The organism is Chryseobacterium arachidis, from assembly GCF_900129245.1.
Taxonomy (GTDB): domain Bacteria; phylum Bacteroidota; class Bacteroidia; order Flavobacteriales; family Weeksellaceae; genus Chryseobacterium; species Chryseobacterium arachidis.
In genome coordinates this window covers 16,667-40,764 of record NZ_FQUT01000003.1, presented here as the reverse complement: position 1 = coordinate 40,764, position 24,098 = coordinate 16,667, and the positions used below count along the sequence as shown (strand labels likewise).

Sequence of the window (24,098 nt, the reverse complement as noted above, 5' to 3'; positions counted from 1 at the left end):
TTTATCTTAATCATAATTTTTGTTCTGCTGCTTTCAGTATTTTAATCAACTGATGAAGCTCCTCGGGAGAAAAAGTCATCGGATTTTGTCCGTAAAGTTGTGATGGCAGCTTCAGATAGTTTTCCCAGGTTTTTGAAGTCTGGTTGTAAATGCTTCCGAATTCAAAATTGTTTTGGGTTAGGTATTTATATTTTGTTTCGTTTTCCGGATTTTTGGAAGTGTTTTGCTGTATTTTTTGGAGTGCTTCAATCAGTTTTTTTAGTTCGGCTTTCTCGAAAGTAAAGGTTCTCTTGGAAATATTATAAGCCTGTCGGTTTCCTGGGCGGTTAGAAGATATTTCATTGCTGTTGAAATGTATTTTATAATTAGGAAATTTGGCTATTTTCGGTTTTCCCGCATGGCTCGAATTAACTTCTCATTTCTTTTTTCAGCTCTTTCGTTGTTTAAAGATAAAGCCGCCCAAATTGCTGCAGGAATCCAACCGATTAAAGTAATCTGTAAGATCAGACAAAGAATCCCGGTGAGAATTTTTCCACGGACGATGAATGATAAGAATGGTAATATAATAGCTAATAACATAGTTGTAAGTTTAATGAGACTGAGGATCAAAATAGGCTTTAAAAGTAAGCGGATTTTCACTGAAATTTTCAGAGATTTCCAGATATTCATGATATTCTTCCGCATGCATTCCCAAATCAATCATTACAATAGCAAGGTTGATGTAAAGATTTTTATCCTCAGAGCCTAAATCTAATGCGATTTTTAAAACGGCTAAGGCATTTTCATTCTCACCCGAGTCAGACAAAACAGCACCCAGATTGATTAAAGCTGAAGTGTTTTGAGGTTCAATATCCAGAATATCTTTTAGTTCTTTTAGCAGAAGTTCGTTGATTTCATCCCAATAATCTTCGTTTTCCAATCTTTTGGCTTGGAGTTTTTTTACGTTTTGGAGGCGTTGAGTTACGGTTTTCATTTTTTAAAATTACAAAAGCTATTTTACTTTCCTCAAAGATTTTAATTAAATATTTTTTTGCTAAAAATTATAAACAAAAGATAAGCGGAAAGGAATATTCTGGACATCATCGGCATGATTATCCTTGAGAACAGGAGTAAAAGAACCTTTTATCCAAATTGTAGTTTCATTGTCGTCGCTCCAACTGAGGATATGGCTGTAACTTATTTCTCCCAATATCCTGTCATAATTGGATTTTTCACGATTGCCATATTCTCTTGTTCCCACGAAAATCTTCGAATAACTTGCTCCGATTCCCAAGTTGTTTGATCTGTGGAATTTCCATAACAATTCTGCAGGGAAGTTTAGGTGAATAAAGTTTGGAACTGCATTTTGAGGATCTGTCGTGTATTCGTCGGCGGAATTTGGAACATATCCGACTTTCACTCCCGTATTCAATGAAAACTCAGAGAAATTTACCATCGATCTTGTATAGCCTACGTGTAAAAATCCCAGATTTCCTAAGATCCCAAATTCCAAATTATTTTTTAATTCTTGTGAATGATAAGTACTAAAACTTAAGAGAAAAATAAAAAAAGTAAAGATGATTTTCTTCAAAGTACAGGTTATTAAAGTTTTAATTGAGGAAAGATAGGAAATAGTTTATTCACTTTCAAAGAGCTAACAATGTTATGAGAATAAATATTGTTTTTAATATCATGGTTAAAAGGACTTTTACGTGAATCATTGATATTTCGTTTTAAAATCCAACCCATTTTCATATTCCGCAGGATTCACAAAAGTAATCACTCCAATATCAGAATTTAATCTTTGTTTTAAATCCTTTAAATAAATTTCTGCCAGTGAAATTGTTCCGTCAATAGTTAAACTAAAAACAGTTTTGCCATCATCCGTAATATTTACACCAAACATAATCTTATTAGGATTATCAGTAGATTGATTCCAATAAAATGTTGAACGAACATTATCAGTATTCACAAAATAATCAATCATTTCCTGATTGCTGCTAAATTCTTCATCACTACCAACTCTGGATGTATAATCCAAATTCAGCGGTTCATATTTTGGCAAATAAAGCTTCAAAAGCTCAAAGATTTTTTCAGATGATTTCTCATCATAATAAACTTGGCAGACAATATCTCTGATTATTTCCATTGATTCTGTATTAAATTAAAAACCATTAAGTATACTCAAACTTAATGGTTTTTAATATTTTATTTGTTATCCAAACGCCCTCTTCAATAAACTCTCCACTTTTGGCTCACTTCCTCTGAAACTTTTATACAATTCCATCGGATCTTTTGTACCGCCGGAAGAAAGTAGAACTTTATATTTTGCAGCAATTTCAGGATTGAAAATTCCGTTCTCTTTGAAATATTGGAAAGCGTCGGCATCCAGAACTTCCGCCCATTTGTAAGAATAATATCCCGCAGAATATCCACCTTGGAAAATATGAGAAAAACTCGGACTCATCGCCGTTTCAGGATTTGCCGGATATAATTGTGTCGCCTGAGTATAATTATCCTCAAACTCTTTCACACTTTTACTCTCCAACTCTGCAACTTTAGTATGATAATTCATATCCAACAATCCGAAGCCAAGCTGTCTCAACGTCTGATACCCTTCCATAAAGTTTTTCGACTGTGCAATTTTCTCGATTTTTTCGTCCGGTAAAACTTCACCTGTTTTGTAATGTTTGGCGAAAGTTTTTAAAAATTCCGGTTCGTAGCAGAAATTTTCCAGAAATTGAGAAGGCAATTCCACAAAATCCCATTTTACAGAAGTTCCAGAAAGCGTTGGATATTGAGTGTTTGCCAGCATTCCGTGAAGGGCGTGACCAAATTCATGGAACAAAGTCGTCACTTCCTGGAATGTCAATAAACTCGGTGTATCTTTTGTCGGTTTGCTGAAATTACAAACAATCGAAATATGCGGACGAGAATTTTCGCCACCCTTTTGATACTGATTTTTATAGCTCGTCATCCAGGCTCCGGCTCTTTTGCCTTTTCTCGGGAAATAATCGACATATAATAACGCCTTATAATCTGTTTCAATCATTCCTGAACTAGAAACTGCAATTATTTCTTTTACTTCGTAAACCTTTACATCTTCATGGTATTTTGGAATGTCATGTCTTTCTTTGAAAGTAAGGTGGAAAAGCTTTTCAGCTAATCCGAAAACAGCTTCCTGAACTTGCTCTAACGGGAAATAAGGTTTCAATTCCTCGTCATTAAGATCATATTTAGCTTTACGAAGTTTTTCGGCATAAAAAGCGTGGTCGTAAGCTTGCATTTCATCGATTCCGTCGGCTTTTGCCAAAGATTTTAATTCTTCAATTTCTTTGTCTGCATAAGGTTTTGCTTTCACCAAAAGTTCATTTAAAAAATCTAAAACTTTTGTCGGAGATTTTGCCATTCTTTCTTCCAGAACATAGTCTGCGTAATTGGTGTAGCCTAATAATTCCGCTTTTTGTTGTTTTAAATTTAAGAGCTCTTTAATTAAATTCTGATTGTCAAATTCTCCGCCGTCGAAAGATTTTTTACCGTTTGCCAGTGCAATTTCTTTTCTTAATTCACGGTTTTCAGCATAAGTCATGAACGGAATATAGCTTGGATACTGTAGAGTCACGACCCAACCTTCCAAATTTCTTTCTTTTGCTTCTTCGGCATATTGTTCCAAAATGGCTTCCGGAATTCCTGCCAAATCTTCTTTATTGGTGATGTGTTTGAAATAATTATTCGTTGAAGCCAACACATTTTGCCCGAACTGAAGTGATTTCAAAGATAAATCCATGTTGATTTTCTTTAATTTTTCTTTGTCTACTTCATTTAATAAGGCACCACTTCTCACAAAACCTTTATAAGTTTCATTCAAAAGCATTTGCTGTTCTTCATTCAGATTATATTTCTCTTTTTCGTCAAACACTTTTTTGATCTTATTGAAAAGCGCTTCGTTTTGAGAAATTTTTGAAGAATATTCTGTTAAAATCGGTGAAACTTCCTGAGCAATTTGCTGTAATTCATCACTCGTTTCGGCGGAATTTAAATTGAAAAATATATTGGAAACCTTATCAAGCTGTTCCCCGGAATAAGCCAACGCTTCGATTACATTTTCAAAAGTCGGTTCTTCGGGATTGTTGACAATTGCGTCGATTTCTTCTTCAGATTTTTTAATTAATTCCTGAAAAGCCGGAAGATAATCTTCATTTTTAATAGAAGTGAATGGCGCAGAATGATATGGTGTATTAAAATTTTCTGTTAAAATATTCATTTTTCGATTTTTAATTATTGTAAATGTAAGCAATCGTAGTGATTCGTGGACTGATGGCGCAAAAATAATGCCCTACTGAAAAGATGTGACAAAATTGTTTATCTTTAATTAATCTTGTCATAGGCGAAGTTGAAAGATTTAGGGAATGGCTAATTTTGACAACAAGTTTTTAAACTTAATGATGTTAAAAATTTGAACCCAAAATATATTAAACTATGAAAACGATCTTAAAAATTCTTGGCGTAATTATTCTTTTACTTGTTGTATATGCCATTATTGCAATGCTGGCTTTCAGTAAAGACTATCATTTTGAAAAATCTGTGGTAATCAATGCTCCAAAAGAAAAAGTATGGCAAAATGTAGGTTCTACAAAAGCGATGAATGTGTGGAATCCTTTTGCCAAAGCAGATCCGAATATTCAGATTGTCTATTCCGGAGTTCAGGGAACTGTGGGAGATTCTTATCACTGGAAAGGAAATAAAGATGTGGGAGAGGGAGAACAAACCGTAACGGCCGTCGTTCCGAATGAAAAAGTGTCAAGCGATCTTCATTTTATTGAGCCTTGGGAAGGAACAGCAAAAGCCAACTTTATCCTGACACCGGAAGGAAACGGTACAAAAGTAACCTGGACGATGGATAATGAATTGACCTCTGTCATGAAAATAATGAAACCTATGATGGATATGCAGATGGATAAAATGTTTGGTCAGGGGTTGGATGATTTGAAAAAACTTTCAGAACAATAGAATAAAAGCCTTGTAATTTTTTACAGGGCTTTTTTATTTCTGTTTAAAAAATATTATCTTTATATAAAGATTAGATGTATGGAGAAGAGCGTATTTGAGAAAAACGACATAAGAAATTATGTAAAAAACGTGATTGCTGAAAAGATCGAAAAGCTTAAAAACTTTATTGATTTTACTCAGGAAGCAAGTCGCGAGATCAAAAAGACTCCGAAGTATGACAGTATGAGGGAAGAAATGCAGGAGGAAATTTACCAAATGCAGAGACAGCTCGGAGCTCTGAATGATTTAAAGAGGAATATGGCAAAAGTTTTAAATAATTCCACTGAAAGAGTACAGCTGGGCTCTCTGGTCATTACCAATAAAGCCCGTTTTTATATTTCGGTTTCGCTGGGTGAATTCTTTTTTGAAGGGGACCGTTTTTACGCCATTTCCTCCGAAAGCCCAATGGCAAGAAAAATGATGGGCATGCAGTCCGGTGATGAGTTTACTTTAAATAAAATTCATCAGAAAATTGTTGAGGTAATTTAAAAGTTATAAATGATGAATGATGAATGATGAATGATGAATGATGAATGATGAATGATGAATGATGAATTTTTTCAATTAAACGACCTACCATTCTGAATGAAGCGAAGCGGAATGAAGAATCCATAAAATAAATGGTTGAGGTTCTTCCTTTGTCAGAATAACAAAATGAATATGGGAAGCATTAAAATTTAATTTAGAATAATTATAGAGATTGAATTTCATATCGTAATTTTGTCTCTATGAACAAAGCAGACGTTTTAAAAGAAATCATAGAGCAAAGAAGAAGTGTCTTTCCAAAAGATTATACAGAAACAGAAATTTCTCAGGAAATTCTGGATGAAATTTTACATTCAGCAACATTTGCTCCCAACCATAAACGGACAAAACCCTGGCGTTTCAAAATATTCAAAGGAGAAGAGAAAGCTAAATTAGCTTCAGAAATGCAGGAGATTTACAAATCTACTCAAGACCCACAAGTTTTTTTAGAGAAAAAATACAACGACATCGGTTTCAAAATCAATAAAGCGGATGCCGTAGTTTCTATCGTTGTCAATTTCAGCGGAATGGTTCCTGAATGGGAAGAAATTGCTGCGGTTTCTATGGCGGTTCAGAATATGTATCTTACCTGTACTGTCAACGAAATTGGTTGCTACTGGAGCTCTCCGAAAATTGTTGAACAGCTGAAAAAATCTCTTACTGTCGAAGAGAACCAGAAATGTTTAGGGCTTTTCTATATGGGAAAGATTTAAAATGAAAAATATTTACAGGAATTATAACTAAGAAGATTTAATCGTTGCCTATCTTTCGATGGTAGAGCATACGGGGAAAATCAATGATGAAATGCGCGCTGCAATAGGTCAGAAATTCGATTATGATGAATTTGTAAATAAAGCTAATTTCAGAACGGCTTTAATTAAAGAAAAGGGAAGAATCTCTTTTGAGATTTATAATATGGTTCAAAAAGGAGATGATTTTAATGTTATTGAGAAAAATATTTCATCTCATATTCTTACAAAAAGAGAATTGGAATATTTCATTATCGAAAAGTATTATCAATTTTCATCCCACAAAGAAAATAATACAATAGACAAAAGAACTGTTTACAGAAGCCTTTTGGGTATTTTAATAGCAACATTTATCGGAATTCTGGTATTAGATGATTTGCTTTTAATAACCAATGAAACTTCGTTTTTTTTATTGATTCCTATATATATTTTAAACTATTGGGTAATACGCTTGATTACAGGAAAACCAAAGATAATCTTATTGTATTTCTGGCTGCTTTCATTTCCGTAATCCTCTCAACAGTATTGCCTTTCATTTTATTTTATTAGAAAGATGTAAAAATATCTTAGTTTCAAACTGTTGAATTGAAAATTTTTTTTATCTTTGCACTCTTAAATATTTAACTGGGACGAGTTCCCGTAAAATTCAAACATTATGTCAGTAAAAATCAGATTACAAAGACACGGATCTAAAGGGAGACCTTTTTTCCACATCGTGGTTGCAGATTCTAGATCAAGAAGAGATGGTAAATTCATCGAGAAATTAGGAACTTACAACCCAATTACTAACCCTGCAACAATCGACTTGAATGTTGATTCTGCTGTGAAGTGGTTAAACAACGGTGCTCAGCCAACTGATACTGCAAGAGCTATTCTTTCTTACAAAGGTGCACTTTACAAAAAACACTTACAAGGTGGTGTTGCTAAAGGAGCTTTTGATGAGGCTGAAGCTGAAAAAAGATTTGCTGCTTGGGTAGAGGCTAAAGAAGCTAAAGTACAAGGTAAAGTAGAAGGTTTGGCAACTGCTAAGTCTGATGCTAAGAAAGCTGCTTTAGAAGCTGAAGCTAAAGTAAACGAAGCTAGAATCGCTGCTGCTGCACAAGCTGAAGCTGATGCTAAGGCTGCTGAAGAAGCTGCAAACGCGCCTGCTGAAGAAGTAACTGAAGCTACAGAAGGAGAAGCTGCTGCTGAATCTACAGAAGAAAACACTGAAGCTTAAGACAAACCCGTATGCGTAAAGAAAATTGCTATTTATTAGGAAAAATCACACGCAGACACGGACTTGCGGGAAATGTTATTCTTAAACTGGATACCGATCAACCCGAGCTTTACAATAAACTGGAATCAATATTCGTTGAAATCAACGGATTATTGGTTCCTTTTTTTATTGCAAAATCAGCATGGAGCAAACTGGACGCTCTGAATATTGCCTTTAAAAACTCGTCTGAGGCTTTGGTAGATCAATCTTTGGGTAAAAATGTTTATTTACCACTGGCGTCTCTTCCAAAACTGACAGGCAAACAATTCTATTACCACGAAATTATAGGGTTTGAAATTTTGGATGAAAATGATAACAACTGTGGAGTTATAAGATCAGTCAATGATCAGACCGCTCAGGTGTATTTCATTACGAATCTTGATGGAAAAGAAGTGGTAATTCCTATGATCAAAGACTGGATTCTTGAAGTTGATCGTGAAGAACGAACAATCAAAATGCAGCTTCCGGAAGGTCTTATTGATGTTTTTCTTGTTCCTTCTAAGAAAGACGAATAATCTTCTTGTGAGATCTCAATTCACTATTGACCATTCACTTTATTGACCATTTTTTTATTACTCATTACCAATTGCTTATTAATTATAAACGGCGGGTAACAAATATTCCTGTACAATTTTATCAACCTGAGAATGGGCGTAAGGTTTATTGTATGCTTTTGCCGTAACGACGATTACTATAGGGATTTCTTTGAAGATAATAATTTTATTTCCGCCATTTCCGCTGGACTGATAAGATTCAAATTCTTTGTTTCCGACTTTATAGACTTTTCTCCAAAATAAATATCCATACCCTTCAAAATCTTTGTGATCTGCAAAATAATTGGTGAATGTCTTTTTGATCCAGTTTTTATCTAAAATTCGTTGTCCTTTCCAGGTTCCGTTGTTCTTATACAATTGTCCAAATTTGGCGAAATCTAATGCACGCATTCGTAATCCGCCTGCCAGAGAAGGTTTTTGCTGTGGGGTAAATTGCCATTTGTAATTGGTAATTTCCAAAGGCTGAAATAATTTTTTATCGGCATAATCTTTCAATCCATTTGGAACAGATTGATCTAAAATATCTCCGGTTATTACGACTCCGGCAGTGAAATAATTCCAGTTTTTCCCTATCTTATTTTCGGTCATCGGTAAATCTAAAGTAAACTTTACCCAATTATCTGTAGGATACATATTTTCCTCATTGCCGGGAGATTCATCATCTTCATCGTTTCCATCAAATCCCGAACTCATCGTGAGTAAGCTTTTAATCGTAACACTATCTTTTTTAGAAGAATAATTGTTGAATTTTTTGAGATCATAAAAATCTTTCAGGCTTTGATTTTCACTCTTAATAAAATCATCATTTATCGCAATTCCCATCAACGCGGAAGAAAAAGACTTTCCGACAGAACGGGTGTCATTCAGGCTGTCTCTATTGTAGCCATTGAAATATTCCTCGAGCAACAGCTTTTCATTTTTAATCACCACAATTCCGGTAATATCACGAAATCTGTTTTCTGCTATTTTTTGATTTAAAAGTCTGATTTTTTCCTGATTAAATTTCTCTTCCGAAACCTTCCAGCTGCTGTTGGGTCTGATCTTTTGAATAGCAATTTGTTCCGCCGAAACATTTTTTTTCGGAATATTTAATTGAATTTCTCCCTGTGCTATTGTTTTTCCAACTTTTAATGTTGATGTTTTTAAATAAGGCTTAATTTCAATTCTCAATGTATGTTTTCCGGCTTCCAAAGCATCAATTCCACCATTCGCAAAATAAAATCTCATCCACAAATATCTTCCCCAGGAATCTTCATTTTTTGTACTGAGAAATGGAATTCTGAAACTTGTTTTAAATTTTTTCTGATCTATAGTTCCGGCTCCGGAGTTTAAATTTTCAGTATAAATTAATTTTTCGTCAACAAAGAAATTAAATTGGTAATTTCCTTTTTTAAGCAATTCTTCAACAGATAAAGACGGATCAAGCTGATGTAAATAATTGACCAAAGAATTATCCATAAAAACCCGGATGTCAAAATTTTTCTCCTCCTGAAACGTCATTGATTTTAGAAAATCAGTTTCCTTCATATTGTTAAAAGGAATGACTTTATCCGAGAAAACAATCGTATTCAAGTGGTTTTTGTGAATCGGATTTTCAATTTTTTCAGGCTCAATGCTGTTTTGAATCTGCCCAAAAGAAAAGCCTGAAATTAGAATTAATATAAATAGTAGGATTGGTTTCATCATCAATTTTATCTGAACAAAAATATACATCGATTTTTAGAAAAAATAGAATGAAATTAACATTTTTGATTTTTCTTTTAAATTATTTCTAATCCTTGTCAAAGTTTAAACCTTAACGGGAATTGTAATAAAAAAATATACGCAATCATCTGCGAGAATCTTTGCAATAAAAAAGATTATTTCAAAATCTTCCTATATTTCAAAGGTGTCATCCCAATATTTTCTTTAAAACAACGGATAAAATGACTTTGATCTGAAAATCCACATTCTAAGGCAACTTCCGATAGAGATTCAAAATCATTTAAAATTTTCAGCGACTTTTCGACTTTTAATTTTCTCAGGTATTCTCCTAAATTGCAGTTGAAATATTTCTGAAAATCTCTGCTTAAATGAATCGGATGAATATTTAATGTCTTAGAAAGATCATTTAAACTTAATTTTTCCGTAAAACTTTCATGCAGGATCTCATCAATTTGTCTTACCCAGGCTGGTTTCTTTTCTGAATCGTTTTTTTGATTGGATAATTGATTAAAAAGATTTAATAAAAGTTGATGAACAGAAAGATCAAAAGAGGAATCATTTAATTTTGTTTCTTTAAAAATCTGATACATCAATAATTTTAAAGACGGATTTCTAATATTAAAACTTCCTTCAATCTGAGTTTTTGAAAGTTGAAATTTTTCAAACCAATCTTCTGTAATTTCAATATGAAAACCTCGTGTGAAAATTTCTGGTTTTGTATTGTAATGAGCATCTTCCCAATGATGATAAAGTAATGCTCCTGCTGAACAATCATAGATTTCCTTTTTATTTCCTTCCTTCATTTTTCCTTGTATTAGAAAAGTAAAATAAGGGTTTTCGTGATAATGCAAGTCTACAAAAGGGTGGGTGTATTCGGTATCCGTAATAGTTATTCCATCGAAATTGAGGGTTTCGTTGGTCTGTCCGAAAAATTCACCATAACGAAGGTTTTTCATATTACAGTTTTTGGTTTAAATTTTCAATCTGTTGATACATTTTATTGAAAAATATTTTCCTGTCCCGATTTCCCGAAGTGTTCAGTGATTTTGAATTTTTAATCTGATGCTCAAAATAATTTAACGTTTCATTGCAGGTTTTAGCATCATTAATTAAAATATAACCGAACATATTGGTTGGCAACGCAAAAAGTGACTGTTGCGGATGATGAAAAAAGATATCGTTGGAAAGATGCATCAGTTCGTTTTCATACAAATGGAATTTTGGGTTGTTTTCTGTCTTTTGCTCAATATATTCTATCAGTTCTTTTAATTCCTGCAGGATAATTTGGGCTTCGTTTTTTTTAAGATGCCCGGTTTCATAATAAAACAAAACCTGTTGCAAAATACTCGAAATGGTCATGTCATTCCAAAGTTCAGCAACATTCTGTTCTTCGTATTTTTTTCTTAATTTCTTCGTGTCGGCTTCAAATTGAGGCGGAGAGAACTGTAAAAAAGGGACAAAAACCTGTTTGGCATTCAGCAAATTCATCCAGACATAAATTTTAAAGCGGGAAAGTAAAGTATCCGAAAGTGTGTAGAAAAACGGAATATCCTTCGCAGAATAATAAATTTTCATATCATCTGAAAGCGGAAGATTTTCAAAAACGCTCAGATTGTTCTGAAAAAACGACTGAAGATCTTCGGTTTGAGTAACTGCGGAGGTTTTTTGTACTAAAATCTGATGATCTGAAGTTAAGAACTGATCCAGAGAAATCTGATAATATTTTGCCAGTTCCAAAGCTTCTTCAAAACTGAATTTCGCTTTCTGGGAAGTTCTTCTGTGAGCAGCATCATAACTTATATTGAGAATATTGGCAATCTCGTCATTCAATGATTTGTCACCAATTCTTTTGCGGATTTCCCTAAGTAATAGTTCCTGATGCATAGTTTGTGATTTTCACAAATTTAGACATTTATTTTAATTTTTTTTCGCATTTGGATTTGTGCTTTCCGCAGATAATTTTGGGGTATAATTTTAAAATAATTAGCTATGAAAAAGTATATTATATTTTCAATATTTATCTTAATTCTCCATTCGTGTGCTACTTTCAGCAGAAAAATGATTAAAGATGATTTATTGATAATTACCAAAGAAAGTGTTTCGATGATTGATGGAGAATATGATTTTAAAGGGTATGAACATATTAATTCCGCAGGGCAAAAATCTGAAAAAATAAGAAATTTTGCGGGGATAATGGATCTGAATAATTCTAAAATTGTTGATTGTGATAAAGTTGTAATCAAATCAAAAGCTTTAGAGAACAGGAAAACGTATGAATTAGAATTTAAATTGTTGAAGAATGACTCCGTAAAATATTCCTTCGTATATAACGGAACGCTTAAAAACGGATTGCTTACATTAAGCAATTATACTTCAAAATGTCACGGAATTCCTTTCTTGTTTGGTGGCTGCCAGAGCTTTCAAAGCAGAATTGGTCTTACAAATCAGAAAAATCTCCTGATTCAGGATTATTATGATAACAGTGGAGCGGCTTTGTTCATTATGTGGGCAGGTTATACCATTAATTACGCTGAAAAATTTAAAAGAATTCAATAAAATTACCATGAAAATAGTACCATATCTATTAATTGCCATAAGATTCATTTTTGCGCCAATAATTCTTTCAATAGCTTATTTCAAAGGCGACGAATCCAGATTTTTAATTTTAGGATTAATGTATTTTGGATTATTCACAGATATTTTCGACGGAATCATCGCCCGAAAAGTCGGCGTTTCTTCTGAAAAATTACGGAGATTGGACAGTCAGACCGATTTGATTTTCTGGCTTTCATTGGGATTTGCAGCTTACATTTTAAGTCCTGAATTAATTCAAAACAAATGGAAAGGAATTCTTTTAATCTTTGTTATGGAAGCACTTTGCTACATTATTAGCATTTGGAAATTCGGAAAAGAAACCTGTACTCATGCTTTTTTGTCAAAAATATGGGGACTCAGTTTGTTAATTGCTTTTACTTATTTGATAGGATTTCAGCAGGCGGGTTGGGCTTTTTATCTCACAGTGATACTGGGATTTATTTCTCATATTGATGTTATTTTAATTGTATTAATCCTTCCAAAATGGCAATACGACGTTCCGAGTTCTTATCATGCATGGAAAATCCGGAACGGAAAACAGAGGAAAAAGACGATTTTCTTTAATTAATTACTATTTAAAGCATTGTTTTTTGTTAAGTAATTGATAAATCATTTTTTAATTAAGACAGCGTAATCATCAAGTTGCGCTGTTTTTTTGTAACTTTGCAGACATTAATTTTTATACAAAAATTTATCATCAACAAATGAAAAAGCAGACAATTAAGGAAATCCTACAGGATTACAAGAAAGTATTACATCATGACATTACGGTTTACGGTTGGGTAAGAACGTTCCGTGCAAATCGCTTCATTGCGCTAAATGATGGTTCTACGATTAATAATTTGCAGATAGTTGTTGATTTCGAAAATTTTGACGAAGAGATTATTAATAAGATCAGTACAGCATCTTCTCTTAAAATTATTGGTGAAGTGGTAGAAAGTCAGGGAGCAGGACAAGCTGTTGAAATTTTGGCTAAAAAAATTACGGTTTTAGGAGATAACTTTACGGAAGAAAGAGACAAAACGATTCTTCAGCCTAAAAAACATTCTTTAGAAACTTTAAGAGAACAGGCTCATTTAAGATTCAGAACAAATTTATTCGGAGCGGTTTTCAGAGTGCGTCACGCGGTGAGTTTTGCGGTACATTCTTTCTTTAACCAAAACCAGTTCTTTTACATCAACACACCTGTTATTACGGGAGCCGATGCGGAAGGAGCAGGAGAAATGTTTGGAGTAACAAACTTTGATCTGAACAATATTCCAAGAGACGAGCAGGGAGATATTGATTTTTCTCAGGACTTTTTTGGCAGAAAAACAAACTTAACGGTTTCCGGGCAGCTTGAAGGAGAAACTGCAGCAATGGGATTGGGAAGAATTTATACGTTCGGACCTACTTTCCGTGCAGAAAATTCGAATACAACACGTCACTTGGCGGAATTCTGGATGATCGAGCCGGAAGTTGCTTTCAACAACCTTGAAGATAACATCGACCTTGCGGAAGATTTCTTAAAATATGTGATTCAATACGTTTTGGATAACTGTAAAGATGATCTGGAGTTCTTAGACAAGCGTTTTGAAGAAGAGCAAAAATCTAAACCTGAAAAAGACAGAGCAAAAGAAGGTTTGATCGAAAAACTTCAAAATGTTATTGCTAAACGTTTCAAGAGAGTTTCTTATACGGAAGCGATTGAGATCTTAATGAACTCGAAAGAGAACAAAAAAGGAAAATTCCAGTATCTGGTTGAAAATTGGGGTACAGATCTTCAGTCTGAGCATGAAAGATATCTGGTTGAAAAACATTTCGAAAGTCCGGTAGTTTTATTTGATTATCCGAAAGAAATCAAAGCATTCTATATGAAGCTGAATGACGACAACAAAACGGTTGCCGCAATGGACGTCCTTTTCCCTGGAATCGGTGAGATCATCGGCGGTTCTGAGAGAGAGGCGAGACTGGATGTTTTAAAGCAAAAAATGGCAGAAATGCATGTTGATGAACATGAGCTTTGGTGGTATTTAGACACCAGAAAATTCGGTTCTGTTCCGCATGCAGGATTTGGTTTAGGATTAGAAAGATTGGTTCTTTTTGTAACAGGAATGACGAACATCAGAGATGTAATTCCTTTCCCAAGAACGCCGAAGAACGCTGAATTTTAATTTTATTTAAAGATAAACAAAATCCTTCTGATAATATCGGGAGGATTTTTTGTTGACTTCCGAAAATGTAAGCAGATAAAAAGCAATAAAAAAGCCCTGAAAAACATGTTTCTGGGCTTTTGTTGTTTATTTTAAATAGCTTATTGTATACCACATAATGCAAAAATCGTGCTAAAAATTATTTTTCTCGAAATATTTTATTAAATTCGTAGAATATGTTATGTTAAACACCATCTAATAATATGCTAAAACAACACTTACAACTCAAATTAGGACAGAAGCTGGCGCCCCAGCAAATCCAGTTGATGAAGTTGATCCAGCTTCATACCCTGGAGTTTGAAGAAGAGCTTGAAAGGGAGTTAGAAGAAAATCCGGCATTGGAGATTGCAAAAGAGGAATCGAAGGAAGATGAATATGCGTCTCTGGAAGATTCGTATGAAAGCGAAGGTACAGAAAGTATTGAAACCGATTTTGATGTAGACCAGTATCTTTATGATGACGAACCCGGCTATAAAACTGCATCCAGCAATTATTCTTCAGACGACGAGGAATTTGATAACGAAAGCCTTTTAACAGAAGGGCAGTCTTTGTATGATTACCTTATGGAGCAGATCCATTTGGTAAATATCAGCGAAGAAGACGAAAAAATTGCAGAATATATCATCGGAAACCTTGATACAGACGGATATTTAAGAAGAGAAATAAAATCTATTGTTGATGATTTGGCATTTTCTCAGGGAATTTATACCACGAAAGAAAATGTAGAGGATATTCTTGAAAATTATGTTCAGAAACTGGATCCGCCGGGAGTGGGAGCGAGAGGTCTTCAGGAATGTTTATTGTTACAGATCGAGAAAAAAGTGAGCTCTGATAAAGCGGTTTCTCTGGCTGCCAACATTCTGAGACATCAGTTTGATGCTTTAACGAACAAGCACTACAACAAGATCATCCAGAAATATGATATTGAAGAAGAAGATCTGAGAGATGCTTTGGATGAGATTTCAAAACTTTCTCCAAAAGTTGGCGGAAACTTCGATACCCAGACTATTACAATCAATCAGGAAATTATTCCGGATTTTGTAATCCAGGTGAAAGACGGGCAGGTAATTCCAATGTTAAACAGCAAAAACGCACCTACCTTAAGAGTTTCCGAAGAGTATAAAGATATTTTATCAACCTATTCTCACGACAAAAATTCTTCTGAACATAAACAGGCAGCTTTGTTTATCAAGCAAAAGCTGGATGCGGCAAAATGGTATATTGATGCGATTAATCAGCGCCAGAATACATTGTTGCAGACTATTACTGCGATTGTGAAATTCCAGAAAGATTATTTCATCACAGGTGACGAAAAATCTTTAAAACCAATGATTCTGAAAGATGTTGCAGACATCACAGGTTTTGATATTTCGACAATTTCAAGGGTGGTAAAAAGTAAATATGCCGATACACCCAACGGAATTATTTATCTGAAAGATCTCTTCTCTGACAGTTTAACGAATGATGACGGAGAAGAAGTTTCCACAAAAGAAATTAAAACACATCTTCAGGAAGTTATCAGCAAGGAAAATAAGAGAAAACCATTAACAGATGATGCTTTGGTTGTTATCTTAAAGGAACAGGGGTACAATATTGCAAGAAGAACGATTGCAAAATACCGTGAACAGCTGAATATTCCGGTGGCAAGATTAAGAAAAGAACTTTAAAATATTAAAAAAGCATTTCAATTTTGAAATGCTTTTTTATGTATTGAATTTTAAGTTTTGGTTAAAACCAAAATTGAATCAAATTTTCTATTAAATGGTCTAAACCTGTTCTTATTGATAAAATGAATAGTAATAAATCAATGACCAATTTTCTCCAAGCCAAGCTCTTTCATGGAAACCTCACGCATTTCTACCTTTCTTACTTTTCCTGAGATTGTCATTGGGAATTCATCCACAAATTTCCAGTATTTCGGAATTTTGTAGTGGGCAATTCTTCCTTTACAATAGTCTAAAAGTTCTTCTTGGGTTACATTAAAGCCTTTTCTCACTTTCACCCAGGCCATTACTTCTTCTCCGAATTTTTCACTCGGAACTCCGATGATCTGTACATCTAAAATATTAGGATAGGTATATAGAAAATCCTCAATTTCCTTCGGCGAAATATTTTCTCCGCCTCGGATGATCAGATCTTTTATTCTTCCGGAAATCGTGATATAGCCTTCTTCGTCCATCACAGCCATATCTCCTGTATGCATCCAGCGTGCGTCGTCCAGAACTTTTTTCGTATTTTCAGGATCGTTCCAGTACTTCAGCATGACAGAATATCCTCGGGTACACAATTCTCCATGTTCACCACGTTCAACAATTTTTCCGCTTTCGTCAACGATTTTTATTTCTAAATGATTCTGAACGGTTCCGACCGTATTGACTTGCTTTTCAAATGGTGTTCCAATCAATGTTTGGGTAGAAACAGGAGAAGTTTCTGTCATCCCGTAACAGATACTCATTTCTTTAATGTTCATCAGATTTTCCACCTTTTTCATGATTTCCGGAGGACAGACAGAACCTGCCATCACACCCGTTCTTAAACTCGAAAAATCAAAAGTGTCGAAATTTTTTACGGCTAATTCGGCAATAAACATGGTAGGAACTCCGTATAATGAGGTACATTTTTCATCAGAAACGACCTTTAACGTAATTTCAGGATCAAAACTGTCGTTAGGAATCACCATACAGGCTCCGTGAGTTGTACAGCAAATATTTCCGATCACCATTCCGAAACAGTGGTAAAAAGGAACGGGAATACAAACTCTGTCTTTTTCGGTGTATTTTAATCTTACCCCAATAAAATAGCCATTATTTAAAATATTATGATGGGAAAGCGTCACACCTTTTGGAAAGCCTGTTGTTCCGGAAGTATATTGGATATTCACAGGATCATCAAACTGAACGTGTTCTTCAAAACTATGTAAAGTATCGTCGGAAATTTCCTGTCCTTTATTTAAGAATTCTTCCCAATTGTCATCAAAGAAAATTTCTGATTTTAAAGTGCTGCAAAACTCTCTTGCATCCGCAATCATTTTTTTATAATCACTTGATTTAAAAGCAAGAGATGAAAAAATATGGGACATTTCAGACTGATTGATCACGAAAATCAGCTCGCTTGTTCTGTATGCGGGATTGATATTGACTAAAATAACTCCGATTCTGGCAGTCGCATATTGCAATAAAACCCATTCGTAACGGTTCGTAGACCAGACCCCAATACGGTCGCCAGATTTTGCACCGAGGAAAATTAATGCTTTTGCAACCGCTGTTGTCTGATTATAAAATTCCTGATAAGTGGCGCGGTAATTTTGATGTACACAGATTAATGCTTCGTGATTGGGGAATTTTTCAACGGTGTGTTTAAGGTTGTTTCCGATGGTTTCACCTAATAATGGAATGTCGGAAGCCCCATGAACATAGGATATTGGCATAGAATAAAAGATTTGGTTAATAAAATTAACAATAATATCTTAAATTCCTGCTTTCTGGATTAAATTTCCTGAGAATCGATTTCTTTTAACTGGATTAAATTTTTATCAAGCTTTTTCATAATAATCCCGTAAACCAATCTGTAATACAGCCATATCAATAAAATTGAAAGCCCTGTAGTAAGGATAACTCCGATAATAAATATGGTGAGATCAGAGTTTTTCGGCTCAATATTTTGAGAATTTAATGAGTAGATGATAAAAACGGTAAAAATAGAGGTAAAGGCCACTAAAAGCAGAATACTGATTAAAATAAATGCATTAACCGTTCTTTTGAATTGGATAATTCTTGTAATTAAACCTTTAAGATTTTCTTCAATCCTTATTTTACGGTAATTCTGATAGAATTTATAAACAAAATATGCTGTAATGATAAGACTTAAGATTTTTAATATCATGTAAATATTATCGAAGGTATTTTCGATTTCGGGTGTTTTCTCGGCTCCTAGTTTTTCCAAAACATTTAAAAAGCCATTCGTTTCTTCTCCTTTAAAAAAGTAGAATAAGCCCATTACAGAAAAAAGAATAAATTCAAAAACACTGATCCAGAAAATATACTTTACATAATTGCGCGATTTTCTGTTCAACATCTGAAGAATCTCATTGTTGTCGTATTTTTGCTGAACAGGCTGTTCCTGCCACGTTTTCTTAAAGCTGTCTAAGTCAAATTCAGGCATATTTTTCCATCTGTTCTTTAAGGGTTTTCTTTAATCTGTTCATTTTCACACGCGCATTTACTTCGGTGATCCCGAGGTTTTCTGCAATATCCTTGTAAGGCAAATCATCCAGATACATCATTACGATCGCCCGTTCCACATTAGGAAGCGTCTTTATTACCGTATACAAAAGTGATACCTGCTGCTGTTTTTCATCATCATCTTCGATAAAATCTGCATGATTGATGTCTAATTCATTGGTCGGCAGGCTCTTGCTTTTTTTTCGGAAAAGGGTAATGGCTGTATTTAGGGCAACACGGTACATCCACGTAGAAATTTTAGAATTTCCTTTAAATGAGTCATAACTTCTCCACAACTGTAAAACAATTTCCTGAAAAAGATCTTCCTCATCCTCCAAAGAATTGGTATACAAACGCGAAACTTTGATAATCAAACCCTGATTATCCTTTATAAGCTGCGCAAATTCTTTTTCCTTTGAAGCCAATGTAGAGGTGTAATTTTGTCGTACGAAGATATGATATAATTTGAGAATTTGAAAATTAAGTAATTTGAAAATGAACGAATAAGGTAAAGTTTGTATAACAAATCTTCTTGCGAATTGAAAATTTTCAAATTAAAACATTGTCAAATTTTCAAATTATCTATCTTTGTAGCCACGAGAATTTCGGCTTGTTGATTCTTACTTCGGTAAGGGTAGGAAAGTCCGGACACCATAGAGCATCAAAGCGGATAACATCCGTCACCCGCGAGGGTAGGACAAGTGCAACAGAAAGTATGTACAGTTCGGCTGTAGTGAAACCAGGTAAACTCTTTGTGGTGCAATGATAAGTATATCGGTTCTTTTCAGCAATGAAAATAGGAGTTGCTCGCTCTGAAAGCCGAGGGGTAATCAGCTCAAGTTTTGCAGTAATGTACGACGTAGATAAATAACAGGCGCTTCTTCGGAAGAACAGAATCCGGCTTATAGATTTTCTCGTGATTTTATTAAAAATGCCACGAATACACGAATATTTTTGAGATTATTTTTAATTAATGCGTGCACTCGTGGCATTTTTGCTCTTTTATTCGTTTTCCAGTTGTTTTTTTGCCTCTTCTAAACCCAATTTGTCTTCTTTTGAGAGTTGCGGATATTTTAAATCCATTTTTTCTAATGTATCAATAATGATTTGGATGGCTGCCACTCTTGCAAACCACTTGTTATCTGCCGGAAGTACATACCAGGGTGCATAATCTTTCGAGGTTTCATTAATGGCTGTTTCGTAGCATTCCATATATTTATCGAATAATGCCCTTTCAGGAAGATCTGCCGCGGAAAATTTCCAGTTTTTTTCCTGTTCGTTAATTCTGTCGAGAAGCCTTTTCTTCTGCTCGTCTTTGGAGACATTCAGAAATATTTTTACAATAGTAGTTCCGTTTTGAGCTAAATGTTTTTCGAAGTTTCTTATGCTTTCATAGCGGTTTTCCCAGAATTTATCATCAAAATCTCTTACAGACTTCCATGTTTTTTCGCTTAGATTATATTCAGGATGCACTTTACAAACCAGTACACTTTCATAATGCGAACGGTTAAAAATTCCGATCATACCCTTTTGTGGTAGGGCAAGATAATGTCTCCATAAAAAATCATGAGTATACTCTTTAGAACTCGGAGTTTTAAAACTTGTTACATTACAGCCTTGCGGATTTACACCTCCGAAAACATGTTCGATCATGCTGTCTTTTCCTGCAGCGTCCATTGCCTGAAGCACAACTAAAAGAGATTGGCTACCATCCGAATATAATCTTTCCTGAAGCTCACGAAGTTTTTCTTTTTCCTGAATTAATAATTGTGTACCCTCTTCTTTGGTAAGCTTTCCTTTGTATTCCGTTGAAGTTTTTTTTATTGAAAATTTTCCTTGTATTAAAAAGTCATCCGAGAAATTGGTGTCCATATTTTATTTTTTTATTTGAAGTTTAAAAAATTAACATTTAAATATTATTTTCAACGTTTAGTAGTAATCTATCAACCAAAAACCATCAACCAAACCTAACATAAATGTAATAAAAAAACCGCCTCGATGGAGACGGTTTCTTTATTTTGAGTAGAGATTTTATTTTGCAGCAGTTTTAGCGGCTTTTTTTGCTTCTTTAGCAGCAGCCTTTGCAGCAGCTTTCTCTTCCTTAGCTTTAGCTTTTAGTTCCTCAGGAGTCAATGGCTTCGGTTCCGGAGCGTTTGCATCTACGTTTCCTTTAATGTAGATTACGCTTCTGCTGTTTACTGGATCGTTAGAAAATACTTCAATCATTTTGTTGAATCCACCATTGATCGCAGTATTGTATCCAACCTTGATTTTAGCAGATTTTCCAGGCATGATAGGATCCTGGCTGAATTCAGGAGTCGTACATCCACAAGACGCTTTTACATTTGAAAGGATCAAAGGCTTGTCACCTGTATTTGTTACTGTGAAAAATCTTATACCATCTGAGCTAGGCTTTACAGTTCCGTAGTCGAAAGTCGTTTTATCAAAAGTAATAGTTTGTGCAGATGCCAACGCGAATGTTCCGAATAAAGCAATTCCTGCGATTAATTTTTTCATATTCTTGAATATTAAATATGTTGTTAGATAAATTTTGAGAAACAAAGTTAAAAATTATTTTAATTCATACTTAAAATTTTTTTTCTTTAGACTATTTTTGCAAATTGTAAATTAAAGTAATAGAATTTATGCAGATTTCAGAAAAGTACAATCCACAGGAAACAGAACAAAAGTGGTACAATTACTGGTTGGAAAACAAATACTTCCATTCAGAGCCCAATGATAAGCCGCCTTATACTGTTGTAATTCCTCCGCCAAACGTTACGGGGATCTTACACATGGGGCATATGCTTAACAATACCATTCAGGATGTTCTGGTCCGCCGTGCAAGAATGCAGGGCTTTAATGCTTGTTGGGTTCCGGGAACAGATCACGCTTCGATTGCTACTGAAGCTAAAGTTGTTGCTAAACTGAAATCAGAAGGAGTCAGCAAGTCTGATATTACCCGTGAAGAATTTTTAAAACACGCTTGGGACTGGACCGATAAATACGGAGGAACGATCCTTGAGCAGTTGAAAAAACTAGGTTGCTCTTGCGATTGGGACAGAACCCGTTTTACCATGGAGCCTAAACTTTCTCAGCAGGTTATCAAATCTTTTGTTGATCTATACAATAAAGGACTGATCTATCGTGGCTATAGAATGGTAAACTGGGATCCGGAGGCAAAAACCAATATCTCAGATGAAGAAGTAATTTTCAAAGAGCAAAACGGAAAACTTTATTTCCTTAAATATAAGATCGAAGGTTCGGAGGAGTTCCTTTCGGTAGCTACAACACGTCCGGAAACGATTTTCGGGGATACTGCGGTTTGTATTAATCCTAATGATGAGCGATATGCTCATTTAAAAGGTAAAAAAGTAATCGTACCGATCGTTGACAGAGTAATTCCGATCATTGAAGATGAATATGTTGATATCGAATTCGGAACGGGTGCTTTGAAAATTACGCCGGCTCACGATATCAATGACTACGAAATTGGGCAAAAGCACAATCTTCAGATGATTGATGCTTTGGACGATGACGGAAATCTGAATGATTACGGTTTACATTATGCCGGGAAAAACAGATTTGAAGTAAGAAAACAGATCGCGAAAGAATTAGAAGAAAAAGATCTTTTATTAAAGGCAGAAGATTATGTAAATAAAGTCGGAACTTCTGAAAGAACAGGAGCGGTGATCGAACCTAAAGTTTCCGTTCAGTGGTTCTTAAAAATGTCTGAATTGGGAAAACCGGCTTTGGATGTTGTAATGGATGACGAAGTAAAATTCTATCCTGAAAAGTTTAAAAATACCTACAAGCACTGGATGGAAAACATCCGTGATTGGAATATTTCCCGTCAGCTTTGGTGGGGACAGCAAATTCCTGCATACTATTATGGAGACGGAGAAAATGATTTCGTAGTTGCAGAGACGATCGAAGAAGCATTAGAACTTGCAAAACAAAAAACCAACAACGATCAACTAACAACTGACAACCTAAAACAAGATGAAGACGCTCTTGACACATGGTTCTCATCTTGGTTGTGGCCAATGTCAGTTTTTGATGGATTGCTTGATCCTGAAAATAAAGACATCAATTATTATTACCCGACTTCTGACTTGGTAACAGGTCCGGATATTATTTTCTTCTGGGTTGCCAGAATGATTATGGCCGGATTGGAATACAGAAAAGAAGTTCCATTCAAAAATGTTTATTTTACAGGAATTGTAAGAGATAAGCAGAGAAGAAAGATGTCAAAATCTTTAGGAAATTCACCGGATCCGTTGGAACTGATGGATAAATATGGTGCTGATGGAGTTCGCGTAGGAATTTTATTAAGCTCTGCAGCCGGAAATGACCTTCTTTTTGATGAAGATTTGATGTTGCAGGGAAGAAATTTCATGTCTAAAATCTGGAGTGCATTCCGTTTAATTAACATGTGGAATCATGAAGATAAGCCAGCGAACTCAACAGAAATTCAGGCAATCGAATGGTTTGAAAATAAATTAAACAAAACTATCGCTGAAATTAATGATCAGTTTGAAAAATTCAGAATCTCGGATGCTTTACATTTGATCTATAAATTAATCTGGGATGATTTCTGTTCTTGGTATCTGGAAGCCATTAAACCGAATTATGGTGAAGGAATTTCTAAGGAAGTTTACAATAAAACAGTTGCTCTTTTTGAGGAATTAATGAAATTATTGCATCCATTCATGCCTTTCTTAACGGAAGAATTGTGGCAAACAATTTCGGAAAGAAATATTGAAGATGCATTAATTGTCGCGCAACAGAAGAAAGCAGAAGCTTTCAGCGAAGATATTATCAAAAACTTCGAAACGGCATCTGAAATTATTTCAGGCGTAAGAAATTACCGTCAGACAAAAGGTATTTCTCCAAAAGAAGTGGTTGAAGTTTATACCAATGCTTCAGAATTTGCAAACGAATCGGTAATTAAAAAATTAGCGAACGTTTCAGAAATTCATTTCGGAACAAAAACAGATAAGCCAAGCTTTACATTCCTCGTGGGTGCAACGGAAATTTCAATTCCTTTAAGTGAAAACTTAGATTTAGGAGAAGAAAAAGCAAAGACAGAAGAAGAATTAAAATATTTAAAAGGATTCTTGATTTCTGTGGATAAGAAATTATCAAACGAAAAATTTGTTGCCAACGCAAAGCCGGAAGTTGTAGAAGTTGAGCGTAAAAAGCAAAAAGATGCTCTTGACAAAATTGCGATTTTGGAAGAGAAGCTGAAAAGTTTATAAGTTAATTTTATT

General features: G+C 34.6%; 24 protein-coding genes and 1 other RNA gene. 12 read left to right on the top strand and 13 right to left on the bottom strand.

Annotation, left to right across the window (positions count from 1 at the left end; translation table 11 throughout):
* Positions 1 to 378: 378 nt before the first annotated feature.
* The 5 genes from BUA89_RS06475 to BUA89_RS06455 form a co-directional block, all read right to left on the bottom strand.
* Positions 379 to 579 (bottom strand): YqaE/Pmp3 family membrane protein, encoded by a 201-nt coding sequence (locus tag BUA89_RS06475; protein ID WP_072954449.1) that lies wholly within the window; start codon positions 577 to 579, stop codon positions 379 to 381.
* A gap of 10 nt (positions 580 to 589) precedes the next feature.
* On the bottom strand, positions 590 to 973 hold the full coding sequence (locus tag BUA89_RS06470; protein ID WP_072954445.1) for a hypothetical protein: 384 nt from the start codon (positions 971 to 973) through the stop codon (positions 590 to 592).
* A gap of 60 nt (positions 974 to 1,033) precedes the next feature.
* Positions 1,034 to 1,492, bottom strand: a complete 459-nt coding sequence (locus BUA89_RS06465) for a hypothetical protein (protein ID WP_143152276.1) — start codon at positions 1,490 to 1,492, stop codon at positions 1,034 to 1,036.
* A 204-nt stretch (positions 1,493 to 1,696) separates the two neighbouring features.
* The gene (locus tag BUA89_RS06460) at positions 1,697 to 2,128 is read right to left on the bottom strand and encodes a hypothetical protein (RefSeq protein ID WP_072954438.1); all 432 of its coding nucleotides are present in this window, start codon (positions 2,126 to 2,128) and stop codon (positions 1,697 to 1,699) included.
* A gap of 66 nt (positions 2,129 to 2,194) precedes the next feature.
* A complete protein-coding gene (locus tag BUA89_RS06455) occupies positions 2,195 to 4,243 on the bottom strand; it encodes a M3 family metallopeptidase (protein ID WP_072954435.1) in 2,049 nt (682 codons plus the stop codon).
* A gap of 215 nt (positions 4,244 to 4,458) precedes the next feature.
* Between BUA89_RS06455 and BUA89_RS06450 the strand changes: the two genes are divergently transcribed.
* From BUA89_RS06450 to rimM, 6 genes are all read left to right on the top strand, one after another.
* Complete coding sequence (locus tag BUA89_RS06450; protein ID WP_072954431.1) at positions 4,459 to 4,989, top strand: SRPBCC family protein; 531 nt, start codon at positions 4,459 to 4,461, stop codon at positions 4,987 to 4,989.
* Between the two features lie 78 nt (positions 4,990 to 5,067).
* Positions 5,068 to 5,517 carry a hypothetical protein gene (locus tag BUA89_RS06445; RefSeq protein WP_072954428.1) on the top strand — a complete coding sequence of 150 codons (450 nt, stop codon included), beginning with the start codon at positions 5,068 to 5,070 and terminating at the stop codon, positions 5,515 to 5,517.
* Positions 5,518 to 5,756: 239 nt separating this feature from the next.
* A complete protein-coding gene (locus tag BUA89_RS06440) occupies positions 5,757 to 6,266 on the top strand; it encodes a nitroreductase family protein (protein WP_072954425.1) in 510 nt (169 codons plus the stop codon).
* A gap of 58 nt (positions 6,267 to 6,324) precedes the next feature.
* Positions 6,325 to 6,813, top strand: a complete 489-nt coding sequence (locus tag BUA89_RS06435) for a hypothetical protein (protein ID WP_072954422.1) — start codon at positions 6,325 to 6,327, stop codon at positions 6,811 to 6,813.
* A 144-nt stretch (positions 6,814 to 6,957) separates the two neighbouring features.
* The gene (locus BUA89_RS06430) at positions 6,958 to 7,521 is read left to right on the top strand and encodes a 30S ribosomal protein S16 (protein ID WP_072954418.1); all 564 of its coding nucleotides are present in this window, start codon (positions 6,958 to 6,960) and stop codon (positions 7,519 to 7,521) included.
* An 11-nt stretch (positions 7,522 to 7,532) separates the two neighbouring features.
* Positions 7,533 to 8,075, top strand: a complete 543-nt coding sequence (gene rimM, locus BUA89_RS06425; protein ID WP_072954413.1) for a ribosome maturation factor RimM — start codon at positions 7,533 to 7,535, stop codon at positions 8,073 to 8,075.
* A 78-nt stretch (positions 8,076 to 8,153) separates the two neighbouring features.
* Here rimM and BUA89_RS06420 read toward each other — a convergent pair whose 3' ends face one another.
* From BUA89_RS06420 to BUA89_RS06410, 3 genes are all read right to left on the bottom strand, one after another.
* Positions 8,154 to 9,800 (bottom strand): serine hydrolase domain-containing protein, encoded by a 1,647-nt coding sequence (locus BUA89_RS06420; RefSeq protein WP_228420533.1) that lies wholly within the window; start codon positions 9,798 to 9,800, stop codon positions 8,154 to 8,156.
* A 173-nt stretch (positions 9,801 to 9,973) separates the two neighbouring features.
* On the bottom strand, positions 9,974 to 10,774 hold the full coding sequence (locus BUA89_RS06415; RefSeq protein WP_072954410.1) for a helix-turn-helix domain-containing protein: 801 nt from the start codon (positions 10,772 to 10,774) through the stop codon (positions 9,974 to 9,976).
* 1 nt (position 10,775) lies between these two features.
* The gene (locus BUA89_RS06410; protein ID WP_072954407.1) at positions 10,776 to 11,702 is read right to left on the bottom strand and encodes a helix-turn-helix domain-containing protein; all 927 of its coding nucleotides are present in this window, start codon (positions 11,700 to 11,702) and stop codon (positions 10,776 to 10,778) included.
* A gap of 105 nt (positions 11,703 to 11,807) precedes the next feature.
* Between BUA89_RS06410 and BUA89_RS06405 the strand changes: the two genes are divergently transcribed.
* The 4 genes from BUA89_RS06405 (at position 11,808) to rpoN (ending at position 16,272) form a co-directional block, all read left to right on the top strand.
* Positions 11,808 to 12,374: a hypothetical protein gene (locus BUA89_RS06405; protein WP_228420532.1), complete on the top strand. Its 567-nt coding sequence runs from the start codon at positions 11,808 to 11,810 to the stop codon at positions 12,372 to 12,374.
* Positions 12,375 to 12,381: 7 nt separating this feature from the next.
* Positions 12,382 to 12,981 (top strand): CDP-alcohol phosphatidyltransferase family protein, encoded by a 600-nt coding sequence (locus BUA89_RS06400; protein WP_083531624.1) that lies wholly within the window; start codon positions 12,382 to 12,384, stop codon positions 12,979 to 12,981.
* A 136-nt stretch (positions 12,982 to 13,117) separates the two neighbouring features.
* Complete coding sequence (gene asnS, locus BUA89_RS06395) at positions 13,118 to 14,566, top strand: asparagine--tRNA ligase (RefSeq protein ID WP_072954400.1); 1,449 nt, start codon at positions 13,118 to 13,120, stop codon at positions 14,564 to 14,566.
* Positions 14,567 to 14,808: 242 nt separating this feature from the next.
* Positions 14,809 to 16,272: an RNA polymerase factor sigma-54 gene (gene rpoN / locus BUA89_RS06390; protein ID WP_072954396.1), complete on the top strand. Its 1,464-nt coding sequence runs from the start codon at positions 14,809 to 14,811 to the stop codon at positions 16,270 to 16,272.
* A 137-nt stretch (positions 16,273 to 16,409) separates the two neighbouring features.
* Here rpoN and BUA89_RS06385 read toward each other — a convergent pair whose 3' ends face one another.
* The 3 genes from BUA89_RS06385 to BUA89_RS06375 are packed head-to-tail and all read right to left on the bottom strand — an operon-like array spanning position 16,410 to position 19,250.
* A complete protein-coding gene (locus BUA89_RS06385) occupies positions 16,410 to 18,032 on the bottom strand; it encodes an AMP-binding protein (RefSeq protein WP_072954393.1) in 1,623 nt (540 codons plus the stop codon).
* 59 nt (positions 18,033 to 18,091) lie between these two features.
* Positions 18,092 to 18,766, bottom strand: coding sequence for a beta-carotene 15,15'-monooxygenase (locus BUA89_RS06380; RefSeq protein WP_072954389.1), 675 nt, complete (start codon positions 18,764 to 18,766; stop codon positions 18,092 to 18,094).
* The gene (locus BUA89_RS06375; RefSeq protein WP_072954385.1) at positions 18,759 to 19,250 is read right to left on the bottom strand and encodes an RNA polymerase sigma factor; all 492 of its coding nucleotides are present in this window, start codon (positions 19,248 to 19,250) and stop codon (positions 18,759 to 18,761) included. Before BUA89_RS06375 ends, BUA89_RS06380 begins: the two co-directional genes overlap by 8 nt.
* 172 nt (positions 19,251 to 19,422) lie before the next feature.
* Here BUA89_RS06375 and rnpB point away from each other — a divergent pair.
* Positions 19,423 to 19,746: RNase P RNA component class A (rnpB, locus tag BUA89_RS06370), an RNA gene on the top strand.
* Positions 19,747 to 19,827: 81 nt separating this feature from the next.
* Here the strand turns inward: rnpB and BUA89_RS06365 are convergent.
* Positions 19,828 to 20,697, bottom strand: coding sequence for a polyphosphate kinase 2 family protein (locus BUA89_RS06365; RefSeq protein ID WP_072954381.1), 870 nt, complete (start codon positions 20,695 to 20,697; stop codon positions 19,828 to 19,830).
* Positions 20,698 to 20,856: 159 nt separating this feature from the next.
* Entirely contained in the window at positions 20,857 to 21,342 is a 486-nt protein-coding gene (locus tag BUA89_RS06360) for a DUF1573 domain-containing protein (RefSeq protein WP_072954378.1), read from the bottom strand.
* Positions 21,343 to 21,470: 128 nt separating this feature from the next.
* Between BUA89_RS06360 and BUA89_RS06355 the strand changes: the two genes are divergently transcribed.
* Positions 21,471 to 24,086: a valine--tRNA ligase gene (locus BUA89_RS06355; protein ID WP_072954374.1), complete on the top strand. Its 2,616-nt coding sequence runs from the start codon at positions 21,471 to 21,473 to the stop codon at positions 24,084 to 24,086.
* Positions 24,087 to 24,098: the final 12 nt, after the last annotated feature.